This is a genomic window from Brevibacterium epidermidis NBRC 14811 (genome assembly GCF_001570805.1).
Taxonomy (GTDB): Bacteria; Actinomycetota; Actinomycetes; order Actinomycetales; family Brevibacteriaceae; genus Brevibacterium; species Brevibacterium epidermidis.
Genome location: NZ_BCSJ01000013.1, coordinates 300613 through 323601, shown reverse-complemented (window position 1 = coordinate 323601; position 22989 = coordinate 300613). Strand labels below are relative to the sequence as shown.

Annotated in this window: 17 protein-coding genes; 9 read left to right on the top strand and 8 right to left on the bottom strand. The window is 64.1% G+C overall.

Features of this window, described 5'->3' with window-relative positions; all coding sequences use genetic code 11:
• Positions 1-38: 38 nt before the first annotated feature.
• The gene (locus tag BEP01S_RS10565) at positions 39-2780 is read right to left on the bottom strand and encodes a penicillin acylase family protein (RefSeq protein ID WP_062242936.1); all 2742 of its coding nucleotides are present in this window, start codon (positions 2778-2780) and stop codon (positions 39-41) included.
• 34 nt (positions 2781-2814) lie between these two features.
• Complete coding sequence (locus tag BEP01S_RS10560; RefSeq protein ID WP_062242933.1) at positions 2815-3669, bottom strand: DUF817 domain-containing protein; 855 nt, start codon at positions 3667-3669, stop codon at positions 2815-2817.
• Between the two features lie 137 nt (positions 3670-3806).
• Between BEP01S_RS10560 and BEP01S_RS10555 the strand changes: the two genes are divergently transcribed.
• Both BEP01S_RS10555 and BEP01S_RS10550 read left to right on the top strand, forming a co-directional pair.
• Complete coding sequence (locus BEP01S_RS10555; RefSeq protein ID WP_083532655.1) at positions 3807-5648, top strand: N-acetylmuramoyl-L-alanine amidase; 1842 nt, start codon at positions 3807-3809, stop codon at positions 5646-5648.
• A gap of 71 nt (positions 5649-5719) precedes the next feature.
• Entirely contained in the window at positions 5720-6448 is a 729-nt protein-coding gene (locus BEP01S_RS10550; protein ID WP_062242928.1) for an NAD(P)-dependent oxidoreductase, read from the top strand.
• Positions 6449-6466: 18 nt separating this feature from the next.
• On the opposite strand, the gene BEP01S_RS10545 is transcribed toward BEP01S_RS10550, so the two are convergent.
• Together BEP01S_RS10545 and BEP01S_RS10540 are read right to left on the bottom strand one after the other, a co-directional pair.
• Positions 6467-7060 carry a hypothetical protein gene (locus BEP01S_RS10545; RefSeq protein ID WP_062242926.1) on the bottom strand — a complete coding sequence of 198 codons (594 nt, stop codon included), beginning with the start codon at positions 7058-7060 and terminating at the stop codon, positions 6467-6469.
• Between the two features lie 48 nt (positions 7061-7108).
• A complete protein-coding gene (locus tag BEP01S_RS10540) occupies positions 7109-7963 on the bottom strand; it encodes a L,D-transpeptidase family protein (protein ID WP_062242924.1) in 855 nt (284 codons plus the stop codon).
• Between the two features lie 60 nt (positions 7964-8023).
• Between BEP01S_RS10540 and BEP01S_RS17000 the strand changes: the two genes are divergently transcribed.
• The 4 genes from BEP01S_RS17000 to BEP01S_RS10520 all read left to right on the top strand — a co-directional run bounded on the left by BEP01S_RS17000 (position 8024) and on the right by BEP01S_RS10520 (position 13034).
• A complete protein-coding gene (locus tag BEP01S_RS17000) occupies positions 8024-9334 on the top strand; it encodes a DUF6636 domain-containing protein (RefSeq protein WP_062242921.1) in 1311 nt (436 codons plus the stop codon).
• A 258-nt stretch (positions 9335-9592) separates the two neighbouring features.
• The gene (gene leuA, locus BEP01S_RS10530) at positions 9593-11356 is read left to right on the top strand and encodes a 2-isopropylmalate synthase (protein WP_039208971.1); all 1764 of its coding nucleotides are present in this window, start codon (positions 9593-9595) and stop codon (positions 11354-11356) included.
• Positions 11357-11532: 176 nt separating this feature from the next.
• Positions 11533-12261, top strand: a complete 729-nt coding sequence (gene recO / locus BEP01S_RS10525) for a DNA repair protein RecO (RefSeq protein WP_039208970.1) — start codon at positions 11533-11535, stop codon at positions 12259-12261.
• Positions 12258-13034, top strand: a complete 777-nt coding sequence (locus tag BEP01S_RS10520) for an isoprenyl transferase (RefSeq protein WP_062242917.1) — start codon at positions 12258-12260, stop codon at positions 13032-13034. Before recO ends, BEP01S_RS10520 begins: the two co-directional genes overlap by 4 nt.
• A 402-nt stretch (positions 13035-13436) precedes the next feature.
• On the opposite strand, the gene BEP01S_RS10515 is transcribed toward BEP01S_RS10520, so the two are convergent.
• A complete protein-coding gene (locus tag BEP01S_RS10515; protein WP_062242914.1) occupies positions 13437-15239 on the bottom strand; it encodes a DEAD/DEAH box helicase in 1803 nt (600 codons plus the stop codon).
• 384 nt (positions 15240-15623) lie between these two features.
• Between BEP01S_RS10515 and BEP01S_RS10510 the strand changes: the two genes are divergently transcribed.
• Complete coding sequence (locus BEP01S_RS10510) at positions 15624-17006, top strand: glycine--tRNA ligase (RefSeq protein ID WP_062242911.1); 1383 nt, start codon at positions 15624-15626, stop codon at positions 17004-17006.
• Between the two features lie 168 nt (positions 17007-17174).
• Here BEP01S_RS10510 and BEP01S_RS10505 read toward each other — a convergent pair whose 3' ends face one another.
• Both BEP01S_RS10505 and BEP01S_RS10500 read right to left on the bottom strand, forming a co-directional pair.
• Complete coding sequence (locus BEP01S_RS10505) at positions 17175-18566, bottom strand: aspartate aminotransferase family protein (protein WP_039208962.1); 1392 nt, start codon at positions 18564-18566, stop codon at positions 17175-17177.
• Positions 18563-19048 carry an Lrp/AsnC family transcriptional regulator gene (locus BEP01S_RS10500; RefSeq protein WP_062242908.1) on the bottom strand — a complete coding sequence of 162 codons (486 nt, stop codon included), beginning with the start codon at positions 19046-19048 and terminating at the stop codon, positions 18563-18565. The genes BEP01S_RS10505 and BEP01S_RS10500 overlap by 4 nt, the downstream gene beginning before the upstream one ends.
• Positions 19049-19428: 380 nt before the next feature.
• Here BEP01S_RS10500 and BEP01S_RS10495 point away from each other — a divergent pair, with 380 nt between their 5' ends.
• Positions 19429-20757 (top strand): M24 family metallopeptidase, encoded by a 1329-nt coding sequence (locus BEP01S_RS10495; RefSeq protein WP_174521226.1) that lies wholly within the window; start codon positions 19429-19431, stop codon positions 20755-20757.
• A 67-nt stretch (positions 20758-20824) separates the two neighbouring features.
• Here the strand turns inward: BEP01S_RS10495 and BEP01S_RS10490 are convergent, their stop codons facing one another.
• Complete coding sequence (locus tag BEP01S_RS10490) at positions 20825-22213, bottom strand: L-lactate permease (RefSeq protein WP_062242905.1); 1389 nt, start codon at positions 22211-22213, stop codon at positions 20825-20827.
• A gap of 61 nt (positions 22214-22274) precedes the next feature.
• On the opposite strand from BEP01S_RS10490, the gene BEP01S_RS10485 reads away from it, so the two are divergent.
• Positions 22275-22823: a helix-turn-helix domain-containing protein gene (locus BEP01S_RS10485; protein WP_062242903.1), complete on the top strand. Its 549-nt coding sequence runs from the start codon at positions 22275-22277 to the stop codon at positions 22821-22823.
• Positions 22824-22989 lie beyond the last annotated feature (166 nt).

Sequence of the window (22989 nt, the reverse complement as noted above, 5' to 3'; positions counted from 1 at the left end):
TTCGCGGCTCAGCCCTGTACACGCCCTGGCCCCGGGGCTCACGGTTCGAATGTGAGCGTGTCCTCCGCCGCCGCTGCCACGGCCTGCTTCGAATACGGCCAGGGGCGGTTGACATTGGCGGCCCAGTCATTCGTCTGATCGTCGTAGTGCGGGTGGAAGGCATGCCCCGATGCGCCCGTGAGATTGATCCAGTTCGAGGCATCGAAGTTCGACAGATCGACCGTCTGCCGCATCGACGGCACCCAGTTCGTCTCATAGCCGACTGAGGCGTCCCAACCGGTGGCATGGACGACTCCCGAACCGCCGGAGACCTCATAGGGGCCGCGGTTGAACAGCTTCTCCACCGGGGTGATCCCGGATTCGCCGAGGCTGGCGTTGCGGATCGTCAGCCGGTGCAGGATTCCCCACCGCCACGTCACGGGTTCGGGACCCAGCAGGTCCTCCGTCTCCGTCCACGCCGTCTTCATGGCTTTGCGCAGGGCCTCTTCGCGTCCTTCGACGCCCTTGCCGGACCACCACTGCGAGTCCGGGTCCTCGAGCATCTGCGAGAGCACGAGGTACCAGCGTGAACCGCCGCTGGGGGAGACTCCGTCGGGCAGCTTCGAGCTGATCGTCTGCTCGAGCAGAGTCTTCGAGAGCACATTGAAATAGGCGGCCCCGGCACTGTTGGCGGCATCGAAGCCGTTCCACTTCTTCAGCAGCTTCTTCGCCTCGAGGATGTCCTCATCACCGTGAGAGTGGATCTTCACGGCTTCGGGCACGAGCTTCGCAGCGAACGGATTGAGGTCGTCGTTCTGGATCTCCGCCATGTCCGCCGGTCGCAGCTTCCGCCCCTCGGCGACGGCATCCTTGATGCGCTTCGTGATGCGTCGGGCACGGTCTCCGTAGTCGAAGTCCTCACCCAGATCCACGGTCTCACCGGGGGAGGCGACGGGATTGTTCGCGGTGACGATCCAACCGCGCTCGGGGTTGTACAGGTGTGGGAGATCCTCGAAGTCGATCCAGCCCTGCCAGTCTTCCTCGGACTTCCATCCTCGGCGGGGCACTGTGCCGTCTGCCTTTCCTCGGCGCGGAATCATTCCGGGAGCCTGATAGCCGATATTGCCGGCGACATCGGCATAGACGAGGTTCTGTGAGGGCACGTCGAACAGGGACGCCGCATGCCGGAATTCCTGCCAGTTCGTGGACTTGTTGATGGCGAACACCGCCGAGGCGGTCGTGCCCGGACGCAGAGCCGTCCAATCGAGCGCGAGCCCATAGTGCTCCTCGGCCGGGCCCGATTTCGGATCCTTCGAATCCGCCCCGGTCGTCGCATCGAGTACCTTTCGGTAGGTGCCGTCGAGTTTGGACACCAGCGGACCGTTGCGGGTGGAGCGGATGGTGATCTCACGCGAGTCCTCACCCGCGACCTTGATCGTCTCCTTGCGGACCTGCAGCGGTTCGTCGCCGTCGTCGTGGATGACCTTCCCGTCGCGGATCTTCTCCACCACGAGGTCAGTGACATCGGCGCCGAGGTTCGTCAGACCCCACGCGATGGACTGATTGTGTCCGATGACGACACCCGGCAGTCCGGAGAAGGAGAACCCGGTGACGTCGAAGGGGCACTCTTCGGTGACCTTCTTGCACCGCAGACCCACCTGGTACCAGACCGAGGGCATCGCCGGGGCAAGGTGCGGATCATTGGACAGCAGCGGTCGCCCGGTGCTCGTGTGCTCCCCGGAGATCACCCACGAGTTCGACCCGATATCGTCACTGTTCTGTCCCAACATCGGCGGCAGCGATGAGACGGTGTCTCGCAGCTCGAGGAGATCATCTGTCGGCGGTACCGCCTCGGTGTCGGTGGTCCCCGATGGGGGTGCCCCGGTGACTGAGCCTCCGGCGTTGGCCTGGTCATCGGACTGGGTCTGTTCATTTGACTGGGCCTGGTCGTCAGTTTGCGACGAATCGCTGCTCGGGGCCGCCTCGTCGACGTCGTCGCCGCTGCGGTTCTTCGGGGCCTTCTCACCGGCCTTTCCGCCGAGGATCGTCGGCCGGGTGTCATACGGGTAGTCAGGGTAGAGATCGTTCATCTGCTCGTCGGTCAGTTCCGAGCTGAGGATCGAACGGTCGATCTCGTTTTCGAGGTTCGACCGCAGGTCCCAGGCCATGGCCTTGAGCCACGCGACGCTGTCGACCGGGGTCCATTCCTCGACTTCGGTGCTGCCGGATTCCAGACCGAGGACGGCGTATTCGAGGGACAGCTCGGTGGGGGACTTGTCCTTGAGGTAGGCGTTGACGCCATCTGCATAGGCCTCGTAGTAGCCCAGGCTCGTCTTGTCGAGCTTCTTCACTTCCTGCTCGGCGACCTTCCGCCAGCCGAGAGTGCGGATGAAGGTGTCGGTGCCCAGCTGGGATTTGCCGAAGAGCTCGGAGAGGCGTCCCGAGGTGACATGCCGGCGGAAGTCCATCTCCCAGAACCTGTCCTGGGCGTGGACGAATCCCTGGGCCAGGAACAGGTCGTGGGCGGTTTTGGCCTCGATGGTGGGCACACCCGATTCGTCACGGTTGACGGTGACCGGCGCGTCGAGTCCCGGCAGTGAGATCTCGCCATCGGTGGTCGGGAAGGACCGACGCACGAGGAACAGTCCGACGAGGGCGAGGATGAGGGCGAGGACGAGGACTCCGGCGACGACGCGCAGCAGCACACGGGCACTGACCGACAGGTTGGAACCGCTGGATGGGCGGAGCACCTTGAGCAATGCGCTCGATTCCTTCTCACTCTGCGCATCGGGTGCCGCCATGAGTCTCCTTCGGCTGTCCTGAATGTTTCGGTTCTCAGCAAGTATAGGTGTCAGGAGGCCTGGGTCTGTGGACGAAGGTCACGAGAACGACGGAGATCATCATGAGGAGGAACCACGCCACCAGCTTCGTCAGCGGAACCAGATGCCAGCCGTCGTCCTGACTCGGGTACAGCCAGGCGCCTGCCGCGGTCCCGATGTTCTCGGCCACCCAGATGAAGAAGGCGACGAGGACGAAGGCCAACAGCACCGGCATGGTCAGTGTTCTGCGGTGGATATGGAAGTACATGCGGCAGCGGAAGAAGACGATGACGGTGGCCAAGACGAGGATGAGTCGGACGTCGATGATGAAGTGGTGGGTGAAGAAGTTGATGTAGATGGCGGCGGCGATGATCACGGTCAGCCACCTCGGCGGGTAATGGCTGAACCTGAGATCGAAGAGACGGTACACGCGGACGATATAGGATCCGACGGCGGCGTACATGAACCCGGTGAACAGGGGTACGGCCCCGATGTGCAGAACACCGCCGGGAGCGTAGTTCCATGAGCCGACGGCCGTTTTGAAGATCTCCATTCCGGTGCCGACGATGTGGAAGACGATGATGACGATGAGCTCGCGACCGGTCTCCAGACGGGCGACGAGCATGCCGATCTGGATGATCACGGCGAGGATGACGAGGAAATCGTTCTGGGCGACCGGCGCGTCGTCGGGATAGAACCACGAAGTGGCGATGATCGCAACGAGCATGAGTCCGCCGAAGAGGCACGCCCAAGCCTGCTTGATTCCGAAGGCGAGGAACTCCCGAACACCGGCGGGAACTCGGGGCAGAAGCCTGTCGGCGAAGGCGTCGAGGACGGTCTCCAGGCGCGTCAATTCGCGGCGATCGGCCATCTGCTGAAGTACCCACTTCCGAAAGTCTGAGAAAAACCTTACGATAATCCTGCGGTCACGCTGGGTGCCCGTAATTCGGCCCCATCCAGTGAGAAGAACGCTCACTTGGTCATGGATGACCTCAAGGACCATAACTGATGAAACCGTTGCCATTCTTAGCCTCGGCGCTCACCGGAATGCTCGTCGCTGCGACCCTATCGGGACCGGCGCTCGCCGCTTCACCGGAAACACACACGAACACGCCCGGCGCCGCTGCCGCGGGCGTGCCGGAACCGAAGGCCGGACTCGGCGACGCCGGGACCGGCAATGACGACACCGAGTCAGCTTCCGCTGCTGACGATTCGGCACAGGACGTCGATGTTGCCGCCGCTGACACGGACGGCACCCCTTCCGAGACGACTGTCGATGCCCAGACCGATGAGGTCACGAAACTGTCAGTCGACTCCTCGGACGTCACGATCATCGGTGCCACATGGGAGGGAGAGGACCCCGACCTCGAAATCCGCACCCGTGACGGCAACGGCTGGTCGGAGTGGGAGAGCCTGCCGACCGACGACGAGGGAGGCCCCGACGTCTCTTCCGCAGAGGCTGCTCAGATTCCTGCTGCCTCGAGCCAGTCGCAGTCCGTCGCCCTTCCGGTACTCGATTCCGATGCTGTCGAAGTGCGCGCTGCCGACGAGCAGGCTGATACCGATGATCTGCAGATCACTCAGGTGTCCACAGCGGTCACGAAAGCCGATGCGCAGGTGGCGAAATCCGCCGGGGGAGTGAGCGCACATTCGGCCACGGGACCGGCCCTCGACGCGCAGATCTCGGCGAAGGACCTGCGATCGAAGATCGTCACCCGCAAACAGTGGGGTGCCAATGAGAAGCTCGTCCGCTGCGCCACGGACAAAACATCGTCGGCCAAGGGCGTGTTCATCCACCACACTGCGGGTTCGAACTCGTACTCGAAAGCACAGGCACCGGCGATCATCCGCGGCTACCTCGCTTACCACACGCAGAACCGCGGGTGGTGCGACCTCGGGTACAACTTCCTCGTCGACAAATACGGCACCATGTACGAGGGCCGTGCCGGCAGCCTCGACAAGGCAGTGACCGGAGCTCACGCCTCCGGGTTCAATTCCTGGACCATCGGCATCAGCGTGCTCGGCACCTATTCCTCGGCGGCCCCGAGTTCGGCCGCACAGACCTCAGTCAAGCGCCTCGTCGCGTGGAAAGCCGGACAGTACGGCTTCAACCCCACGGGGAAGATGACCTTGACCTCCGGCGGGGGCGGCACGAGCAAGTTTGCTCTGGGCAAGAAAGTCAGCCTCAACGTGGTCGCCGGACACCGGGACACCAGTTACACCGAATGCCCGGGACTCGCGTTCTACAACAAGCTCGGCAGCATCCGCTCGGGAGCCAAAGCACTGATGCCGGAACTGTCCCCACCTCCGACGAAGGCCCCCGTCAAGAGCCCGGCACCGAAACCGAAGACGTACCCGACGAAGGGCGCAATCGGTACGTACTACCAGAAGAACGTGGCGAAGACCGGCAAACCGGTCGGCCCGGAGAAGAAGCTGAAGAACCCGAACGGTGCCTACCAGACGTTTGCCAAAGGCACCGTGTACTGGTCGAAATCCACCGGTGCGCACTTCCTGACCAAGGGCCAGATCCGCGTCGCCTACAAGCGAGTGAAGTACGAGAAGGGCGTTCTCGGGTTCCCCAGCAGCGACAAGAAGACGTTCAAACACCGGAAGAGTGCTCGGTACCAGAATTTCCGCTCCGGAATGATCACCTGGTCGCCGCAGACGGGCAGCGACGTCATCTACGGCGGCTTCCTCACGAAGTGGAAGAAGATGGGAACCGAACGCAGCAAGCTCGGACTGCCCAAGTCGGACCGGACCGTGAAGAACGGCGTCAAACGCCAGAACTTCGAACGCGGATACATGACCTACACGAAGAAGACCGGCATCAAGGTCTATATCCGCAAATAGTCGCGTGTTCCTCTGCGGAGGTGCGCTTGCGGAGATAGGACGCTGAAGAGCGGGGAGCATAGACTGCCGTCATGCACATCCTCCTCTTCGGCGCCTCCGGCCACGTCGGGGCCGGTCTCGCCCGACTGCTCAGTCAGCACCACACGGTCACCGGGATCGTGCGTCGTCGCCCGGAAACGGAGACGGCGTACGAACCGGTGATCGTGCCGGACTGGGTGGACGAACCGGAAGCCGTCACCTCGGCGCTCGCCTCCGCTGACCTGCCCCCGGTCGATGCCGTCATCGCCGCCATCGGCGGGTGGTACATCGACGAACCGGTGCTCGACCGAGGTCTGGCGAAGTTCGATGCGGACTACGACTCCTATCTGCGCGGACACTTCACCGCCTGTGCGATCTCGCAGTCCCTGGCCGATGATCGGTCGGAAGGAGGCGGCACGTCTGAGCGCTCAGCCGATTCGTCCACTGACAGTGCAACGTCTGCAGAACCGGCGCCCACCCGGTTCGTCCATCTCGCCCTCAATGGAGTCGCCAGCGTCGAGGCGCTCACCGGGTCCGGGGCGATCAGCGTCTTCGGTGCTGCGCAGAAGATGCTCATCGAGGTCGCCTCGGCGGAATCGACGACCGTGGACTTCAGAGAGCTGCGGATCATGGCCCCCATCGGCGGCGACGATCGTAATGATCTGACCGGGGGAGTCGATACAGTTCCCCTCGCCGAGGTGGCCGAAGCACTCACCCCGATCCTGCACTCACCCGAACGCTTCGACGTGAGCACGGAGATCCACGCAAACGCTGAGAAATAAGACGGCTGAGTCTCGTGCTCAGGCGCGGCGGTAGCGGAGGAAGACCTGGCCGTCCTCGGTGCAGACGTCGATGAGGTCCAGATCGATCTTCGCCTCGAGCCCGGAGAAATGACTGCCGGGCGTGCGGATATAGCGCGGGCTCACGCTCAGATGCAGTTCCGCGCCCGGATAGTGCTCGAGCAGCCGGAACGCGAGATTCGGACCTGATTCGCACAGCAGCACTACGTCGTCCGATGGTGCCGGCTCTGGGGACTTTCGCGATTGGGGGGACGCAGCCGTCGGGAGTGAGGCGGCCACCTCGGTGACGGTGTCCGCACTGAAATGCTGAGCACGGTAGTCGAGTCCGCGAGCGTCGAGCTCGCTTTGCAGGGCCGTCGGATCGGACTCGGTGAGCACATACACGGGCGTGTGCTCGAGCGTCTTGCCGGCAGCGTTGATGACGGGCAGCTGCGGATTCAGCGCGGTCCGACGGTCGATGATGATCGCATTCGCGCCGCGACGCAGAGCGAGGAAGCGCCGGAAATCAGCGTCCGTGGACACTCCGGTCGACCAGCCGTCTTCGGCGAAGGATCCGTTGATCGACTGGACGAGGGAGATGATGAGATGGCGCACGGGCTCCTGCTCTTCTGCTTCTTCGGCTCTGCTGTTTCTTGAGTGCGGCTATTTCTTCAGCTCAGTTGCCGGACCCATGGCGATTCGCGGGTGGGCGTCGGGATCGATCGTGCGCATGATCCATTTGAGATCCGCCTCGTCGAGGGTGACACAGCCGTTCGTTCCCGAATCGTGGTCGAGATGCAGCCAGATTCCGCCGCCCTTGTCCCAGCCCATCGGCCGGGTCTTGTCCGTCGGCGCGGTGCCGGGCTTGCGGTTGTAGTCGATGGCGATGATGTAGTCGAAGACCGATTCGTAGTTCGCCCCATAGGCCACCGTCGCCGAGGAAGGCAGACGATTGTCCTGGGTGTACGGCAGCTCGGTGCCCGGGTTCGCTTTGAAACCGCCCGCGTCGCTGAGTGTGAACACACCGATCGGGGTGGTCTTGTCACCTTCGCGGCGATCCTTCAGCCATCCGTTGGAGCCGTTGTGGGTGTCGAAGGTCTTGAGCTTCTTCCACTTCTCGTCCGTGAACTCATAGAAGCTCAGGCTCGACTTCTCGGAGTCAGCCGTCGGCGAGGTCGCGACGAGGACCTGTGAGGTCTCTGCCGGGATCTGGTCCGCGAACTCCTTCGTCAGACCGGGGACAGGGACGGGATGGACCGGGCCGGTCGCCTCGGTGCCGGACTGATCATCGGACTGGTCCGTGGAGGTTGATGCGGAGTCGGATCCGGTGGGGGAGTCCTGGGCTGGGGCGGCGAAATCACCGAAGCTCGTCTGCTGTGCGGGAGCGGCGAAACCGGCGGATTCGACTGATCCCGAATCGTCCGTGCTGCCGTCGGCATCGGCGCCGCAGGCAGTCACCAGCAGAGCACATGCGAGAAGCGCGGGCAGTCCCGCTCGCCGGTAGACTCCATTGGACATGAGGTCATCATCTCACGAGGTATGAGAACTCGCCGGTAGCGACTATGCGAAAATGACACCATGAGCATTCCACCTGTGCCGAACCACCCTCCGCGCCCCGGGCGTCGGAAGCCGGCCGAGGAGTCTCCCGAGTCGATCACAACCCAGTTGTTCATCGGCGAGGATGAGTCCGCGGCCGCCGATGGCTCCACCCAAGCGCTGACTCCCGCAGAACTTCAGAGGCTGCGGTCGATGGTCGAATCCGATGGCACCGATGCCACCGAGGTGCTCAGCCTCGAAGAGCTGCGCGGACTCGCCGCCGCCGAAGGGTACGAGACCGGAGGGCTGCCGGCCGCGCCGCGCAAGGTGAACTCCGATGACATCGCCGCCGCCGAAGCGGCTTCGGCTCCGAAACAGTGGAATCCGCTGCCAGGATCGCAGACGGCTCCTGCCGACCCGAACCAGGCAGAGCCTCGCCCGCCTCAGCCCGATGCTCACCCTCAACAGCCCGAACCCCACCCTCATCAGGGGCAGTGGGGCGGCGAATTCGGTGCTGCCGGTCAGGCCCCACCGCCGCCGCAGTCCGCTGGGCCCGTGCAGGCGCCGGCGGGACCCGACTACGCTCAGCCCGGCGCCGGGCACCCCGGCGGACCCGGATATGGGCAGGCCGGCCACGGTCCTGCCTACGCTGCCGCACCTGCCGGCTACGGTGCCGGTTATGGGCCGGGCGGACCTGCCGGTCCAGGCGGACCCGGCGGTCCAGGAGGTCCTGGTGGCCCGGGAGGTCCCGGTGGGCCGGGGTATTCCGGCGGCCCTGGCGGACCGCAGGGCCCTTATGGTCGACGCTCGAACACGAAGAAGGTTCCCGCGTGGCTGTGGGTGCTCGCAGCAATCGCACTCGTTCTGGCGCTCGGAATCGTTGGCTATATCGTCTGGGACTCGACCCAGGGCGATGACACCACCACAGTCGGCCCCACGGACGAGCCGTCGATCGGCCAGTCCGACGACCCCGAACCATCCGATTCGGGCAGTTCGAAGGCACCTGTGGCCGAAGAGACCTTCACCTCTCCGTCGGGCAACATCGCCTGCACCATCGACTCCGAACGCGCGCGCTGCGTGATCAAGGACTACGACTACTCACCACCGCAGAAACCCGAGGACTGCAAGCTCGACGACTGGGGCTCCATCGTCGTGGCGAACAAAGAAGGCGCTGGATTCTCCTGCGTCGAAGCACCCGAGAGCAACGGACCGGCACGCGTCCTCGGCTACGGGGACTCGATCTCCGCCGCGGGAATGACATGCACCTCCAGCGAAGAGGGCATGACCTGCAAGTCCGATGACACCGGAGTCGGATTCAACGTCCGCCGCGCCTCGGTCGACTTCCTCAAGTAAGTCGACAACCAGGTCGACACCGTCGAATTCGGGGACTCCGCCGGGCCCGGACGGATGGTGCACGGCCCGGGCGGAGCCGCCTCGGCGATCTTAGGATGTGGACTCGATTCGGACGGAACGAAGAAGGGGGACTACGGTGACCGTGTGGCTATCAGGTTCCTCCTCCTTCCTTGCCGCGACGAGTCCTGAACGGACAGCACGCTCGTCGCGGAGTCCTCGTATGCTGGTCAAGCGCTGAGAAACAGAGATAGAGGAACAATGAAACTGCAGAAGCCTTCTCCCATGCCGTTCGGCAAATACAAGTCGTTCCAGGACCGCATCGCACTGGATATGCGCGATCGCACCTGGCCGGACCAGATCATCAGCAAAGCGCCTCGGTGGCTGAGCACCGACCTGCGCGACGGCAACCAGGCGCTCATCGACCCGATGACACCGGACCGCAAACGAAAGATGTTCGACCTGCTCGTCAAGCTCGGCTTCAAGGAGATCGAGGTCGGTTTCCCGGCTGCCAGCCAGGTCGACTTCGACTTCGTCCGCGAGATCATCGAACAGGACGCGATCCCCGATGACGTCCGGATCTCCGTGCTCACCCAGGCTCGCGAAGATCTCATCGAACGCACCGTCGAATCCCTCGTCGGCGCGAAGAAGCCCACCGTTCACCTCTACAACGCGACCGCGCCGGTCTTCCGCAAGGTCGTCTTCGGCTTCGACGGCGACGGCTATGACCAGACTCGCGATATCGCACTGCAGGGCACTCAGGCCGTGATGAAGCATGCCGAGACGCTGCTGTCCGACGCTGACTTCGGCTACCAGTACTCGCCGGAGATCTTCGTCGACACCGAACCCGAGTTCGCCCTCGACATCGTCGGCAGCGTGCTCGATATGTGGCAGCCCGCCGCCGGACGGGAAACCGTCGTCAACCTGCCCGCCACCGTCGAACGCGGCACCCCGAACACCTATGCGGACCAGATCGAATGGTTCTGCCGCAACATGCCCTACCGCGACGAAGTGGCCGTGTCCCTGCACCCGCACAACGACCGGGGCACCGGCGTGGCCGCAGCGGAGCTCGGAATGATGGCCGGAGCGGACCGCATCGAAGGCTGCCTGTTCGGCAACGGTGAGCGCACCGGCAACCTCGACCTCGTCACCGTCGCCCTGAACCTGTACACGCAGGGCGTTGATCCGGAACTCGACTTCTCCGATATCGACGAAGTCATCCACACCGTCACCGAATGCAACCAGATCGGCGTCCACGAACGTCACCCCTACGGCGGCGACCTCGTCTTCACCTCGTTCTCGGGCTCGCACCAGGACGCGATCAACAAGGCCTTCGCCGACCGTGAGAAGAAGGCGAACGCACAGGGCACCCCGGTCGACCTCATGGAATGGGACATGCCCTACCTGCCGGTCGATCCGAAGGACCTGGGCCGCTCCTACGAGGCGATCATCCGCGTGAACTCGCAGTCCGGCAAGGGCGGAGTGACCTACCTGCTCAAGAGCGAGCACGGACTCGAACTGCCGCGCCGCATGCAGGTCGAATTCTCGCGCGCCGTGCAGCAGCACACCGAGGCCGGCGGTGAAGTCACCAGCGAAGAGATCCGCCGCATCTTCAACTACGAATACCTGCCCTCCGACGACCCGGAAACGGCTTGGGGCCGCTTCCAGATCGTCGGCCTGCGCACCGAGTCGAGCAACACCGACGGCTCCGGTTCCTCCGCAGAGCGCATCGAGGTCGACCTCATCGTCGACGGTCAGGAACGCACCTACGAAGGACGCGGCAACGGACCGATCGATGCGCTGGTGAAGATCCTCATCGACCAGTTCGACGTCGACGTCCGACTTCAGGACTACTCCGAGCACGCCGTCGGCTCCGGCGCGGACACCAACGCCGCAGCCTATGTCGAACTCGCCGTCGGCGACCGCGTCGTCTGGGGTGCCGGACTGCACCCGAACATCACGAAGGCCTCGCTCAAAGCCGTTGTCTCCGCGGTCAACCGCGCCGCACGGGAACGCCAGAACTGAGGCCGGTGGGCTCTCGGTCAACGCGAAAGTCGAAAAAGTCGTCGCCAGCGACGATACTTTCGACTTTCGCGTTGACCGAAACCTTTTGATCCTCAAAGGGACTTCGCGCCTGATCTCACAGCAGTCGCAGAGCGCGGCGGGGATGGTTCCCCGCCGCGCTCTGCGATAATGGCCGGGTGCACAACTATCGTGATGAAGGCATCGTGCTCCAGGGGCACAAGCTCGGCGAAGCCGACCGCATCGTCACCGTGCTCACTCGCAGCCACGGCCTCGTCCGTGCCGTTGCAAAGGGGGTGCGCCGGACGAAATCGCGGTTCGGCTCCCGCCTCGAACCCTTTATGCTCGTCGACCTGCAATGCCATGTCGGGCGCAGCCTCGACATCGTCACCCAGGTCGAGCTGGTTGAGCCCTTCGCTCGCGGAATCGCCACGGACTTCGATGTCTATTCGGCCGCCTCGGTGATGGCGGAAACGGCACGCAGCATCACCGAAGCCGAACCACAGTCCCGCACGCATTTCCTCCTCCTCGTCTCTGCTATCCGATCGCTGTGCAACCGCGAACACCCGCCGAGGCTGTCCCTCGATGCGTACCTGCTGCGCGCGATGTCCGTGGCCGGGTGGGCACCGAGCCTGCTCGACTGCGCCCAGTGCGGCAGCCCCGGACCCCACCGTGCGTTTTCCGCAGCGTTGGGCGGGGCCGTGTGCACGAACTGCCGGCCCTCCGGTGCGGCACTGCCCGACACCGATGCGCTCGAACATATGGCAGCGCTGCTGTCCGGCGACTGGGAGAAGGCCGAAGCCGCTGACCTGCACGATCAGATCGACGGGTCGAAGATGGTCTCGGACTGGGTGTCCTGGCACCTCGAGCGCAATATCCGATCACTGCGAGTTCTGGAGAGCACATGAGCTACCCCGCACCACCGGCCCACCCCAGCGGAGCGAAGCCTCCGCGCATCGACGCGAAGTTCGTGCCCATGCACGTCGCGATCGTCATGGACGGCAACGGTCGGTGGGCGAATCAGCGGGGACTGCCGCGCACCGAAGGCCACAAGGCCGGTGAGGCATCGCTGCTCGACGTCATCCACGGCGCGATCGAGATCGGCGTGGACTATCTGTCGGCGTACGCGTTCTCGACGGAGAACTGGAAACGCTCACCCGAAGAGGTGCGCTTCCTCATGGGCTTCAACCGTGACGTCATCCGTCGCCGTCGTGACGAGCTCAACGCCCTCGGCGTGCGCATCGTATGGTCCGGGCGGCGGGGGAGACTGTGGCGCTCGGTCATCGACGAACTCGAAACCGCCGCGGAGATGACGAAGAACAACAAAGGCCTCGTCCTCCAGTTCTGCGTCAACTACGGCGGACGCTCTGAAATCGTCGACGCGATCAATGAGATCACCGCCGAGGTGGCTGCCGGAAAGCTCAAACCAGGCAAGGTCTCGGAGAAGACCGTCCGCTCCCGCCTCTACGCACCCATCGTGCCCGACGTCGATCTGTTCATGCGGTCGTCGGGGGAGCAGCGGACTTCGAACTTCTTACTCTGGCAGACGGCGTATGCCGAGATGGTCTTCCAAGACGTGCTGTGGCCCGACGTCGACCGTCGTACCCTGTGGGCAGCCATCGAAGAGTACGCGCGCCGCGACCGTCGATTCGGCGGCGCCGTCGACACACCGTCGGCTTAGAAGCCCGGCGGCCCAGAAGCCGGGTGCTGAGCCGCGGCCTGCAGCTCGGAGGTTCCGAGGCTCAGCCGGCGGGAACCACTCTGCGTACGGAGTGAGCCACATTTCGTACGTCACATCTGTGCGCGAACAGACGCCTGGAACGAAAAGTGACGCAAACCTGCACCTTTTGTGGTCGAACGTGTACGAAATGTGAGCGTGTAGGGCGTTGGTGATCCCAATGGAGGTGACGGAGCGCCGCACACGCGGGATTGACTCACGGCGTAGGCATTGCAGGGCAGACGACGAGGGCCCCGCAACATTACGCTGCGGGGCCCTCGTTATGGCTTCGGCCGGATCGGCGTCACCCTGGCCTCTCGAGGAGGCTGGGGGAGTCACCCATGTGACGCGACCAGTGCCGTCAGATCAGTAGCGGTCGCGGGGACGGTCGCCCCGTCCGCCGAACTTCTTGCCGCCTCGGCGATCGCCCTTGAAGTTGCGGCCGTCGCCGGGCTGCTTGTCGAAGTTGCGCTTCTTGAACGGGCGTCCCGGGCGACCCGAATCCGGACGGATGTCGATGGGGCGGCCCTGGATCTCGGTGTGGGAGAGCTTGCGCAGCACGCCCGGGTCGAGGTCCTTGGGCAGGTCGACGAGCGTGTGGTTCGAGCGGATGTCGATGTGGCCGATCTGCTTCGAGGTGATTCCACCTTCGTTCGCGATCGCACCGACCACGGCACCCGGCTGCAGGCGCTCGTTGCGTCCCAGGGCCAGACGGTAGGTCGTCATGTTCTCATCACGGGCACGACCACCGCGGCCCGGACGGCCACCGTCACGACCACCATCGCGGTCGCGGTCACGGTTCTGACGACGCGCCGGTTCCGGCATCGGTTCGGCCTTGAGCGTGTTCGACTCGAGGACGAGGGAGGCCAGAGCGGCGGCGATGTTCGAGGCCGGCACATCGCGGGAGAGCGAGTACTGCTCGATGACGTCGGTGAGTTCGGAGAGTTCGGTCTGTGCGAGGACATCGTCGATGCGCTTCGTGAACTTCTCAACGCGGGTGTTCGTCAGCTCTTCGACGCTGGGCAGGGTCAGCGACTCGACCTTCTGCTTCGTGGCGCGCTCGATCGAGCTGAGCATACGCTGCTCGCGAGGGGTGACGAAGAGGATCGCTTCACCGGAGCGTCCGGCACGACCGGTGCGGCCGATGCGGTGGACGTAGGACTCGGTGTCATGCGGGATGTCATAGTTGACGACGAGCGTGATGCGCTCGACGTCGAGACCGCGGGCTGCCACATCGGTGGCGACGAGGATGTCGATCTTCGCCTCACGCAGCTGATCGATCGTGCGCTCACGAGCCTGCTGCGGGATGTCGCCGTTGATGGCAGCGGTCTTGAATCCGCGGGCGCGCAGCTTCTCGGCGAGCTCCTCGGTGGCCTGCTTGGTGCGCACGAACATGATGATGCCCTCGTACTCCTCGACCTCGAGGATGCGGGTCAGGGCGTCGAGCTTGTGCGAGTGCTGAACCATGAAGTAGCGCTGACGGATATTCGCACCGGTCTGCGACTTCGCGGCGATCCGGACTTCCTTGGGGTCGTCCAGGTACTTGCCGGTGATGCGGTGGATCGAAGTCGGCATGGTGGCCGAGAACAGTGCGACCTGACGGTCCGGCCCGACCTGGCTGAAGATCTCTTCGATGTCTTCGGCGAAGCCCATCTTGAGCATCTCGTCGGCCTCATCGAGGATGAGGTGCTTGAGGCTGCCGAGCTTCAGCGAACCCTTCTTGAGGTGGTCGATGACACGACCCGGGGTGCCGACGACGACCTGCGCTCCGCGGCGCAGACCCGCCAGCTGCGGGCCGTAGGCCTGACCGCCGTAGATCGGGAGGACGGAGAAGTCGGACAGTTCCGTGGCGTAGGAGGTGAACGCCTCGGCGACCTGGATCGCGAGTTCGCGCGTGGGGGTGAGTACGAGAGCGAACGGGCCATCGTCGGCGCGCCCCGCCTCGGCGAGGTCGGACAGAGCCGGCAGGGCGAAAGCCGCGGTCTTGCCGGTTCCGGTCTGGGCGAGGCCGATGACGTCACGGCCCGACAGGAGGGTCGGAATGGTCTCGGCCTGGATGGGGGTGGGGATCTCGTAGCCCTGCGCCTCTACGGCCTTGAGCACGAGCGGGTGGAGGCCCAGTTCGGAGAATCTCGGAGTGGTTTCTTCGTTTGCGGACACATCGGTCATGAGTGATCTCTCTCACGTCGGCACACACTTGATCGCAGATGACTGTAGTGGCGATCTACCCTGCGGCCGCTTGTGCAATCATCGTGAGCAATCCGGGCCGAAACCGTAGAGATCCAAGAACTCGCTTGGACAGACGTGAAGACGTCGGTACGGAGAAAGGTTTGGGTGTACCCCCAAGTCTACATGCCGCACCCTCGCCGAGGCGGTCCCGAAGTGGGAAACCAAGTGTGAGATCAGTCGCCTCCCGCGCTTTCCATCCGTCGTTTCGGATGCGCGTCAGGGCCGGTCGGGCCGGTGTTGAGGAAGCGGCGGTGTGACCAGTTAGGCTGGTACCTGCGAGCCACGGCAGCCGGCCGTCGGCGAACTGAAACAAGGAGAGAACAAGTGGCACAGTCCAAGTTGGATGCCGTCATCGCCCTGGCCAAGCGCAGAGGATTCGTCTTCCAAGCAGGAGAGATCTACGGCGGTTCCCGCTCGGCATGGGACTACGGGCCCTTGGGTGTGGAGCTCAAAGACAACATCAAGTCCCAGTGGTGGCAGCAGTTCGTGCGCGGTCGCGAAGACGTCGTCGGCCTCGACTCCTCGATCATCCTGCCCAAGCGCGTCTGGGAAGCCTCCGGCCACGTCGAGACCTTCGTCGATCCTCTCGTGGAATGCCTCAACTGCCACAAGCGCCACCGCGAGGACCACCTCGTCGAGGCCTACGAGGCGAAGCACTCCAAAGCCCCCGAGAACGGAATGTCCGATATCGTCTGTCCCGACTGCGGCACCCGTGGTCAGTGGACCGAACCGCAGGAGTTCTCTGGTCTGGTCAAGACCTTCCTCGGCCCCGTCGATTCCGAAGCGGGACTCCACTACCTGCGCCCGGAGACCGCGCAGGGCATCTTCGTGAACTTCAACAACGTGCTCACCGCAGCACGGAAGAAGCCGCCGTTCGGCATCGGCCAGATCGGCAAGGCCTTCCGCAACGAGATCACCCCCGGCAACTTCATCTTCCGTACGCGTGAGTTCGAGCAGATGGAGATCGAGTACTTCGTCCACCCGGACGAAGCCGAAAACTATTACAAGCAGTGGGTCGAAGACTGCTGGGCCTGGTTCCTCGACCTCGGCATCTCCGAGGACAACGTCCGCCGCCTCGATGTTCCCGCCGAGGATCGTGCACACTATTCGGCCGGCACCATCGACATCGAATACCGCTTCGGCTTCCAGGGATCCGAATGGGGCGAGCTGATGGGTGTGGCCAACCGCACCGACTACGACCTCGGCACCCATACCGAGGTCTCGGGTGCGAAGCTGCAGTACTTCGATCAGGCCAGCGGCGACCGCTACACCCCGTATGTCATCGAGCCCTCCTTCGGGCTGACCCGGTCGATGATGGCGTTCCTCGTCGAGGCCTACAGCGAAGACGAGGCTCCGAACACGAAGGGCGGCGTCGACAAGCGAGTCGTGCTCAAGCTCGACCCGCGCCTGGCTCCGGTCAAGGCTGCGGTGCTGCCGCTCAGCCGCAACGAGAAGCTGACCCCTGCGGCCAAGGATCTCGCTGCCCGTCTGCGCCGTCGCTGGAACATCGACTTCGACGATGCCGGCGCCATCGGCCGTCGCTACCGTCGCCAGGACGAGATCGGCACCCCGCTGTGCATCACTGTCGACTTCGACACCCTCGATGATCAGGCCGTGACGATCCGCAAGCGTGATGACATGAGTCAGGAACGCGTGAGCATCGACCAGGTGGAGAACTACCTGGCCGAACACCTCGCCGGAGCCTGATCGACTGGTCCTCGACACAGAGACGCCCCTCGACACAGAGACGGCCCTGACTCCACCAAGTGAGTCAGGGCCGTTTCGCTGTCCTCCGCCCTCCCAGAACTACCTGACGGCGGCCCAGATACCTCGCGCGAGGTTGCTGAGCCGCCGTCAGGTAGTAATTAGGGGAGGTCAGAACATTGTCCAGGCTTCCTGCAGGACGCCGCGGATGATCTGCTCCATCTCGTCGAACTCGTTCTGACCGACGGTCAGCGGAGGCGAGAGCTGGATGACCGGGTCGCCGCGGTCATCAGCGCGGCAGTACAGGCCGCTTTCGTACATCTTCGCCGACACGAAGTTCTTCAGAATCCGCTCGGACTCCTCTTCGGTGAACGACTCCTTCGTGTCCTTGTCCTTGACGAGTTCGATTCCGTAGAAGAATCCCTCACCGCGGACGTCGCCGACGATCGGCAGGTCCTTGAGCTTCTCGAGCGTGAACTTGAAGGCCGCAGCGTTCTCGTGCACGTGGTCGTTGAGCTTCTCCTCTTCGAAGACGTCGAAGTTCGCCATCGCGGCCGCACAGGCGACGGGGTGACCGCCGAAGGTGTAGCCGTGGTAGAAGGTCTCATCGCCGCCGGGGCCGAAGGGCTCGAAGAGACGATCGGAGGCGATCATCGCACCCAGCGGCGCATAGCCGGAGGTGATGCCCTTGGCCGAGGTGATGATGTCGGGAACATAGCCGAAATCGTTGCAGGCGAACATGTCGCCGATGCGACCGTAGGCGCAGATCGTCTCGTCCGAGACCAGCAGCACGTCGTATTCGTCGCAGATCTCGCGGACCCGCTCGAAGTATCCGGGAGGCGGCGGGAAGCAGCCGCCCGAGTTCTGTACGGGCTCGAGGAAGACAGCGGCGACGGAGTCGGCGCCCTCGAACTCGATGGCCTCACCGATGCGGTCGGCGGCCCACCGGCCGAAGGCCTTCTCGTCATGGGCGAGGTGCTCAGGTGCCCGGTAGAAGTTCGTGTTCGGCACCTTGTGAGCGCCGGGGACCAGAGGAGCGAACTGCTCACGCAGCCCCGGAAGCGAGGTCACCGACAGCGCACCGTGCGGAGTACCGTGGTAAGCGGTGGCTCGGGAGATGATCTTATGCTTGCCGGGCTTGCCGACGAGCTTGAAGTAGTTCTTCGCCAGCTTCATCGCCGACTCGACCGAATCGCCGCCGCCGGAGGTGAGGAAGACCCTGTTGAGGTCGCCCGGCGCATAGCTGGCCAGACGCTCCGAGACCTCGATCGCCTGCGGGTGGACATACGACCACAGCGGCATGAACGGCAGCTTCATCGTCTGGTCGTACATCGCCTTGGCGATGGTCTCACGACCGTGGCCCACCTGGACGGTGAAAAGGCCGGCGAGACCGTCGAGGTACTTCTTGCCCTTGTCGTCGAAGATGTGGTGGCCTTCGCCGCGTACGATGACCGGCGCCTCACCACCGTTGAACAGTGCTTGGTGTGGTGACATGTGCATCCACACGTTGTTGCGGATGGCATCCTGATAAGGCGTGCCGGCCCTGGTGACATTGTCTGTCATCGCGTCCCCCAGTTGTATTTCTGCTTTTCGAGTGAGAGGTACATGAAGAGCTCCGTATCCACGACGGCATCGATCGAGCGGAGCTCCTCATTGACGAACTCGATCAGATGCCGATCCGATTCACACACGATCTCGACCAACAGGTCGAACGAACCGGCGGTGACAACGAGGTAGTCGATCTCGTCGTAGTCGTGCAGCTTCTCGGCTACCGCGGAGATGTCCCCGCGGACCTTCAGCCCCACCATCGCCTGTCGCGCGAATCCCAGACTCAGCGGGTCGGTCACGGCGACGATCTCCATGACACCCGAATCGATGAGCCGCGATACCCGTTGGCGCACGGCGGCCTCGGACAGGCCGACGGACTTGCCGATGGCCGAATAGGATTTCCTTCCGTCGTGCTGCAGTTCGACGATGATCGCCTTCGACTTCTCGTCAAGGTTCCCCAGTCGGGAACCGCCGCCGTTCGGCAGGAGCGGGTCCATTCTTCACCTCCGTGATGTGCGTCTCAGTACAATCTATCACCGATTCTGCGGAAATGCGCTGTTTCGCGTGCGAATTCAGTCGAAACTGAAATTGTTTGGTTCTGGATTCGTCAGAAATCGCCGAGGTGGCCGACGAGTATGCATGTCCACGTGACGTTCGCGGTGACGCCCGGATCGGCAGTTCACGGACCGTGTGGATCCTCGTTTCCGGGCCTTGGGGATTCTCGTTGTCGGACCTCGCTGATTCTCGTTCTCGAGACCCTCGATCCACTGTTTCCGAGACCTGCCGATCCCCGCCGACGCACCGATCGGCGCATCTCCGACAACACGCGCCTCGACAGTGATTGACAGGGTGTGAGCGGGATCACCACACTGGGATCATGAATGAGGGTGAGCTGTTCTACGGCGGCGAAGATAATCGCCCAGATGTGTACGGGATGCGTCCCGGAGCCGAGCAGGGGCAGGCCGGCAAAGAAGTCAAGGCTCGCCCGCAGCCGGTTCCCGGCGAGGTCGATACGATCGGCGCGAACGAACTGTCGTTCAGCGCCGAGGAATACCTCGGCCGCATCGCGTCGGTGCGCAATCGCATGGTCGACCAGGGTCTGGCTGCGCTCATCGTCACCGACCCGGCGAATATCTACTACCTCACCGGCTACAACGCGTGGTCCTTCTACACGCCGCAGCTGCTGTTCGTGCCATCGTCGGGGCCGATGACGCTGTTCATGCGCGATATGGATGCTCGCGGAGCCTCGCACACCTCATGGCTGCCGCCCGAGGACATCGTCGGCTATCCCGAGCGCTATGTGCAGCGTCCACATATCCACCCCTTCGACTGGGTCGCCTTCGCCCTGCGCCAACGGTGGGAAGTCGCCCGCGCCTCGACCTCGCCGGTCGGGGTCGAGATGGATTCGCACTTCTTCTCACCCCGGGCCTTCCGCGCGCTTGTCAACGGCGTGCCCGAATGGCGCCTTGTCGATTCCTTCGAGCTCGTCAACTGGATCCGCGCGGTGAAATCTCCGGCGGAGATCGGGCTCATGCGCAAAGCCGCGAAGGTGACCACCGCAGCCATGGACGCGGCGCTGGGCACGATCGGCGTCGGAGTCGGCCAGAACGAAGTAGCCGCGGCGATCTCTGAGGCCCAGACCAGAGGCGGTGACGGAGTCTGGGGTGACTATCCCTCGATCGTGCCGCTCATGCCCACCGGCGAAAGTGCGGACACCCCACACCTGAGCTGGACCGACCGGAAGTTCGCCGCCGACGAATCGGTGAGCATCGAACTCGCCGGAGTCCACCGTCGCTACCATGTGCCGCTGGCGCGGACCGCGGTGACCGGCCGTCCGAAGCAGGAGCTCGTGCGACTCGAAGGTGTCGTCGCCGAGGCGCTGTCCGCGGTCCTCGACGTCGCCGCCCCCGAGGTGCCCACTGCGGAACTCGCCCGCACTTGGAATCGCGTGCTCGCCCTGTCGGGACTCGAGAAGCCCAGCCGCCTGGGCTACTCGATCGGCATCGGCTACCCGCCTGACTGGGGTGAGCGGACGATCTCGATCCGCACCGAGGACGATCAGATCCTCGAGGCGGGAATGACCTTCCACCTCATCGGCGGAATGTGGATGAACGGATACGGAATCGAACTCTCCGAGCCGGTGCTCATCACCGACACCGGCTGCGAACCGTTCACGAACTTCCCCCGCGAGATCATCCGCGTCTGAGAAGTCCGCCAGTCATTCGCTGAGGCGAAACCATCCCGCATGCCCGAGCTGAGACGCCAGTGGATCCTCAGGCGAAGAACTGGATCCACAGACCCACGACCAGGGCGTTGATCCCGGCCACCGTCAGTGCCCGGCCCTGCACCCAGGAGATGTCCCGCGCCGAGGCGGCCACCGAGGAATCCGCGATCTGCACGGCCATGGCCACTCGCGGGGGAGCGGCGAGGGCGGCCAGTGAGCCGGCCGCGTTTCCGGCCGCGACCACCGGCATAACCGAAACATGAGAGGACGAGGCGACCGCGGTCAGGGTGCCGGTGAACATCGAGTTCGCTCCCGTGTTCGACCCGGTCAGCACTGCTCCGATCGAGTTCAGCCACGGAGTGAGCAGCACGAGGCCGGCCGGCAGCAGTCCGCCGATCGCCTCGCTCATCCCCGTCGTCGTCATGATCCAGCCCATGAGCATGAACGCGGCCGTGCCCACCCCGATGGGAACCCAGGAGCGCACCGCTGAGACTGAAACCGAGCGCCGGCCCTCGACGGCGATGGCGGCGATGAGGCAGGCGGCGGCCAGCCAGAACGGGGGAGAGGCGATGATCTGCGTGAGCAGTGAGGGCAGCGCCGAATGCAGACCCCTGGCCAACAGCAGCCCGATCGTGAGCACCCCGTAGGGCAGGACAGCCACGCCGAGGCTGCGCGTCAGTCCCGTCTTCTTCTTCCGGACCATGAACAGCGCACCGACGACGAGGATGACGATGAGCGATCCGATGATTCCCGACGGGGCCATGCCGATGACATAGCTGGAGGCGAGGATCCCCGCCCACATGAGTGTGCCGGCACCGATGATCCCCAGCGCCGAGGCGGGGGAGGGGCGCATGATCGCGACCACCGCGATCGCGACGATGATGACCGGGATCGCATTGATCCATGCCGTGGCCAAGCCGAGTTCGTCGACGTCCAATCCGGCCAGCGCCGCCGCGACAGTGGTGCCTGGGCCCAGTGCGCCCCATGGCACGGCGATGAGGCCGAGGAGACCGAGGATCGCCGACTGCCGCAGAGTGCAGCCGAGGTGGCGAAGGATGGGTACTCCGACGGTGACGCCGATGCCGAAGCCGGTGACCGATTCCGCGAAGGGCACGATTCCGAACACGACGAGCGCGACCCCGAGAGGGCGACCCGGCGACAGCGATTCGACCCAGGCGGAGATCTGCGACATCGACCCGGCGGACTCGAGCAGTCGAGCGAGCAGCATGCCGAAGAGCAGGATGAGCGCGACCTCGAGGATGAGCGGGAAGTAATCGACCCCTGATTCCACCAGCACCGAGGTGGGGGTGGGGAAGGCGAAGGCGACGAGGACGGCCGCGAGCACGGCTCCGGCCAAGGCCGCGACCCATGAGCTCTGCTTGAGCAGGAGCAGGACGATGGCAATGAGGATCGGAGTGAGAGCCAGCACTGCCGCCATTGAGTCAAGTTTCCTTTGTGAGATGGGATTCTATGATCCAAGAATAGATTATGATGCTCCAATGGTGAAAGAAGAGGATCTCGGCGCACGTGTCTTCGGCGCCCGCATCAGGGCCCGGCGCAAATTCAACAACCTCACCCTCAATGAGCTCGCGGTCCGGGCCGGACTGTCCCGCGCTGCTCTGTCGAAGATCGAACGCGGAGAGCAGGACACTTCGGTCTCGAACGCCATGGGCCTCTCTCGCGCGCTCGGCGTCGACGTCGGCGAATTGCTGGCCGCGCCGGAAGTCACCATCACCCGCAGCGACGCGATCCCCACATCCTCGAGCTTCGGGAAGGGGGTCTGGCGTCGGGATCTGCCCTCGGCGTTCGAGAACATGGACGTCGTCCACTACCGCCTCGACCCGCGCAGCGAGACCTCGGCCTTCGCCGCCCACCGCAGCGGATCGCGTGAGAGCTTCTTCGTCCTCAAGGGCAGCATCGAGATCGTCACCATCGACCGCCGCACCACTCTGCACACCGGCGATTGCGCCCAAGCGCCCGGCGACGTCCCGCACCAATTGGCCAACCCCCACGATGAGCCCGCCGAACTCATGCTCATCATCGTCTGACCCCGCCCCACCCCTTATTGCTACCTGACGGCGGCCCAGCAACCTCGCGCGAGGTATCTGGGCCGCCGTCAGGTAGTAATTAGGGTGGTCTTGACCGGTCGAGCTGCCTCGGCGATCATGGATATGTTCCATTTCCGACGAAGGACGTCTCAGCTGTGAAGTGAAT